We start from the raw sequence: 2,630 nt of genomic DNA on the forward strand, positions 1-2,630 counted from the left end.
ATTTGAGCTGCTTTGTTAGGGCAACTTGATTAGTTTATCAGGAATGTTGAACGATGTCAACAACTTTCTGAAAAGCTTTTATCAACTGCCGGTCATCTAAGATAACCAGCGACTCGCTAGAAGCACGTTTGCTTCGTAACGAACAATAACTAGTATAGCGCCTGCCCTCCTACTCGTCAATAGTTTTTTTGACGAATTTTGTTGATTGGTCTAAAACGCTGATTTATCAGCATTTTGATTTTAAAATTCAGCATTCAAGCGCCTTTACCGTTCCAATAACTGATCCACTTGGTCACAGGTCTGTTGCCAATCATCATTGATAATGATTTCCACATGGCCTTGTAATTTATCAGGTAAATTTAAATCACGTCGGAACTCTGGTGCAGATAATCGAGCCTGTACCCTATCTTTTACATCCCCACGAGCAATCAGCCGATTCTCAAGTTTGACAACGTCTTTAATCGTGACATACCAAATCCAGGCCTGGTCGCCTAAAATCTCTTGATAGGTTTCAGCTCCCTTGGTGTCTAAGACAATACTAGCCAGGTTACTTTTCTGCCAGGCTTTTTCTAAACCTTCCTTAGAAGAGCCATAATTTGCTTGACTATAATGAACCGACTCCAAATAATGATTTAATAAGAAGGAATCCTTTGTTTCAAAATAATAATCAACACCGTCAACCTCACCAGCCCGCTTAGGACGAGTAGTATGCGTGATGACTTGTGGCACTCGCCATTTTTCTTTTAAGTAAGTTGCAATTGAGGTTTTCCCCGCTCCAGCTGGTCCCGTTAAAACAATTACCCGATTCATGGCTCTCTCATCCCCCATTCCTTTGTTTTCTTACCTTATCATCAAAGTAATCGACAATCCAGTTAAAAGTTGGTACAATTGATGGCAGTTATATTAAAATAAAGTGAGAAAAGTTATGCAATTACTAAAACGTGCCTTTGCTCGCGAGTCAGCTGCTGGTTACCTTGAGAAGGATCAGCAAATGGCACGCGTGCTTACAACAAAAGACCTAATTGGCCTAGGTGTTGGAACCGTCATTGGTTCTGGAATCTTTATTCTGCCCGGTCATGAGGCTGCTAATAATGCCGGTCCCGCTGTTTCCATCGCCTTTCTGGTGGCGGCCATTTTCTCCGGTATCTGTGGCATGGCCTTTGCCGAATTTTCATCAGCTATGCCAGTTGCCGGATCAGCTTATTCTTACGGATCTGTTATCTATGGTGAAGTAATTGGTTGGATTCTTGGTTGGTCCTTAATTTTGGAATACTTCCTAGCCGTTTCTGCGATTGCGACTGGTTTCTCTGCCTACTTCAATAATTTGCTCGGTCAAATGGGTTGGGCTCTACCAAAGGCGCTCCAGGCTGGTCCTGGTGCCGGTGGTGTTGTCAACTTGATGGCCGTGGCTATTATCTTAATTTCCGCAGCCATTCTATTCGCTGGTGTAAGCCAATCAAAGAAGATTGAAAATGCCGGTGTTGTCTTGAAGGTTGCCATTATCGCCCTCTTCATTATCGGTGGTCTCTTCTTCGTGAAGGGCCATAACTACGCTGATTTCTACCCTAAGCAATTCCAAACGGGTGTCTTTGGCCTTGGTGGCCTAACCGCCGCAACAGCTTCAATCATCTTCTCCTTCTTGGGATTTGACACGATTGCCGCTCACGCAGCCGAAGTTAAGAATCCAACAAAGACAATGTCTCGGGGAATCTTGGGCACGGTCGCAATTTCTGCCGTCTTATATACCTTGTTCTCAATTGTTTTGACAGGAATCGTCAACTACAAAAACTTGGGTGTTGATGACCCAGCTGCTTTCGCCTTGCAGGCCGTTAAGCAGACACAATTCTCCGTTGTCATTACAATTGGTGCTTTAATTGGAATGTTCACCGCTGTGTTGGCCTTGATCTTCGCCTCATCACGGTTGGCTTATTCTTTCGGTCGTGATGGTCTCTTGCCTCGTGGCTTAGGAAAGGTCGCTGGCCCACACCGTCTTCCAGTTAACGCCTTGATTCTAGCTGTTGCTGTTGAGGCATTCTTGGCCGGACTTGTTCCATTAAGTACACTGGCTAATCTGATTAACATTGGTACTTTGACAGCCTTCATGTTTATCAGCTTTGGTGTTTTGTTCTTGCGTAAGCGTCAAGACCTTAAGCATGACGGTTTCAAAATGCCATTCTACCCTGTCCTGCCAGTCATCGCTGCCGGATTATCATTGCTCTTAATCCTGCGCTTGCCTGCAGAAACATTGAAGATGTATGGTGTCTGGGTCGTGATTGGTTTGATTTGGTACTTTACTTACAGTATCCGCCATTCTTCACTCAATCAAATCGAAAAGTAAATCAATTTAAAAAGCTGACTGCTTGGGAATCAACCCTGACAGTCAGCTTTTCTTTTGCTCTTATTTACTTTTAACGTCATCAAGTGGTGAAATCAGGACAGGAAACGCCATACTTCATTACTTTAATCACGTCTTTTTCTTATGGCAGATTCTATAATTAATTCGAACGATAATTGAAAAAGGCAGATTCTATAATTAATTCGAACGATAATTGAAAAACAAAAAACCCAAAGAATTCTTTACAATGGTAGTTGCTAGACAAACCATGAGGAGAAATTCTTTGAGCTATTCA

2 protein-coding genes are annotated in these 2,630 nt (G+C 42.9%); one reads left to right on the forward strand and one right to left on the reverse strand.

Annotated features, from left to right (window positions below; all coding sequences use genetic code 11):
- Nucleotides 1-264: 264 nt before the first annotated feature.
- Nucleotides 265-810, reverse strand: coding sequence for a guanylate kinase (locus AABI20_RS07530; protein WP_421825120.1), 546 nt, complete (start codon nt 808-810; stop codon nt 265-267).
- Nucleotides 811-925: 115 nt separating this feature from the next.
- Between AABI20_RS07530 and AABI20_RS07535 the strand changes: the two genes are divergently transcribed.
- The gene (locus tag AABI20_RS07535) at nt 926-2,338 is read left to right on the forward strand and encodes an APC family permease (protein ID WP_288847019.1); all 1,413 of its coding nucleotides are present in this window, start codon (nt 926-928) and stop codon (nt 2,336-2,338) included.
- Nucleotides 2,339-2,630 lie beyond the last annotated feature (292 nt).

This window comes from Fructobacillus cardui, from assembly GCF_963580785.1.
Lineage (GTDB): Bacteria > Bacillota > Bacilli > Lactobacillales > Lactobacillaceae > Fructobacillus > Fructobacillus cardui.

Coding starts and splice junctions, on each gene's coding strand:
- AABI20_RS07530 (WP_421825120.1), bottom strand. CDS start 810: ATGAATCGGGTAATTGTTTTAACGGGACCAGCTGGAGCGGGGAAAACC.
- AABI20_RS07535 (WP_288847019.1), top strand. CDS start 926: ATGCAATTACTAAAACGTGCCTTTGCTCGCGAGTCAGCTGCTGGTTAC.